At 57.8% G+C, this 1,457-nt stretch carries 1 protein-coding gene; it reads left to right on the plus strand.

Features of this window, described 5'->3' with window-relative positions; translation table 11 throughout:
• Positions 1 to 167: 167 nt before the first annotated feature.
• Positions 168 to 1,424, plus strand: coding sequence for an IS4 family transposase (locus ACQ4V8_RS21820; RefSeq protein WP_050855886.1), 1,257 nt, complete (start codon positions 168 to 170; stop codon positions 1,422 to 1,424).
• Positions 1,425 to 1,457: the final 33 nt, after the last annotated feature.

Below are 1,457 nucleotides of genomic sequence, written 5' to 3' on the forward strand. Positions count from 1 at the left end.
CCAATCCACCCAAGTTAAGGAGCAAGCCCGCGCAATTGATGGCAAATCAATGAAATAGTGCTTGACGTGGCACCGGCTTTGCGCGGCCGCCGCCTTGCTGACCTCTCTTTTTTCGACAGCGGCAAGGCGGCGGCCAATGAAGGTCTTTTGATCTTCATTGGCCTTTCATGTCGCTCGCTTCCTTGCTGTCCGATTTCTCCGACCATCTTCAATCCGACCAGTTTCGTCTTACCGCCCGCCATCCTGATCATCCAACAGCGTTTCAACGGCGCCGCAAACTGCCACTACCGTCCTTGGTGGCGCTCATGCTTACCGGCATGCGCAAGAGTGTGCAAACCGAACTTGATGAATTCTTTGGTCATCTGCAACAGCAGGCGCAACTGACGCACGAGGTGAGCGCCCAGGCTTTCGCTCAGGCACGCTCAAAACTTGCCACCACGGCCATGCCAGAGCTTAACGACTGGCTCATTGCACAAGCACAGCAGCATGGCTACCTGCCACGCTGGCACGGTTTCAGGCTGGTCGCCGCTGACGCCTCGACCGTTCGCTTTGGCTTGCGCGCCAGCCATGTCAAACGTGCTGCCGTGGCCGATCAACTGGTGTTTGGCTTGTTTCTACCCGGTGCCGAATTGATGCTCTCGGCCTCGCTATACAGCACCGACGTCGGTGAACGCCAGATGCTGTTCGAACAGCTCGACCGGCTTGGCAAGGATGATCTGCTGTTACTCGACCGAGGCTACCCGTGCTATTGGATGCCTGCCGTATTGAACCAGCGCCACATTGCCTTCTGCATGCGTGTCGAACAGGCGCGCGGTGGCGGCTTTCCCTGCGTCAATCAGTTTCTGAAATCGGGGCTGCAGGAGCAGATCGTCACGCTGCGGGCGCCGGATCGACGCGATGCGATTGACTATGAATGTCCCATTGAGCTGCAGACCGTGCGCCTGATACGCCATGTTGCCTCGACCGGCAAGGTGCGTGTTCTGATGACTAACTTACTGGACGTTGAACAATTCCCTGCCGCATTGTTCGGAGACCTCTACCACCAACGCTGGCGCATCGAGGAAGCCTTCAAGCGCCTCAAACACCGCCTCCATCTGGAGCACGTGACGGGACTGTCACAGCAGGCCCTGATGCAGGATCTGGCCGCCAAGGTAATATGCGATAACCTGCAGGCGTTGGCGAGCTGTGCTGCCGGCCAGCAAGATGCATTGCCGACGGACAGACGCATCAACCGCGCCTATGTCCATTCGGTACTCAAGCCGCTCTTGCCATCGTTGCTGCTTGGGCTGGCGGCAGCCCACTTGCTTGCCGACGCGCTGGCTCTGATCGCCAAGCGAACGTTTCAACATCGCCCAGGACAATCAAGGTCACGGCAAACCAACGCCTACAAGCCCCATAAATACATGGCCTACAAGGTTGCTTGATGGCAGCCTGTTGCTTAACTTGGGTGGATTGGG

The sequence above is a fragment of the Janthinobacterium paucivorans genome (genome assembly GCF_051380805.1).
Taxonomy (GTDB): Bacteria; Pseudomonadota; Gammaproteobacteria; order Burkholderiales; family Burkholderiaceae_D; genus Janthinobacterium; species Janthinobacterium lividum_D.

What these genes read in the sequence shown, in the direction of transcription:
- ACQ4V8_RS21820 (WP_050855886.1), top strand. Translation starts at nt 168, where the DNA reads ATGTCGCTCGCTTCCTTGCTGTCCGATTTCTCCGACCATCTTCAATCC.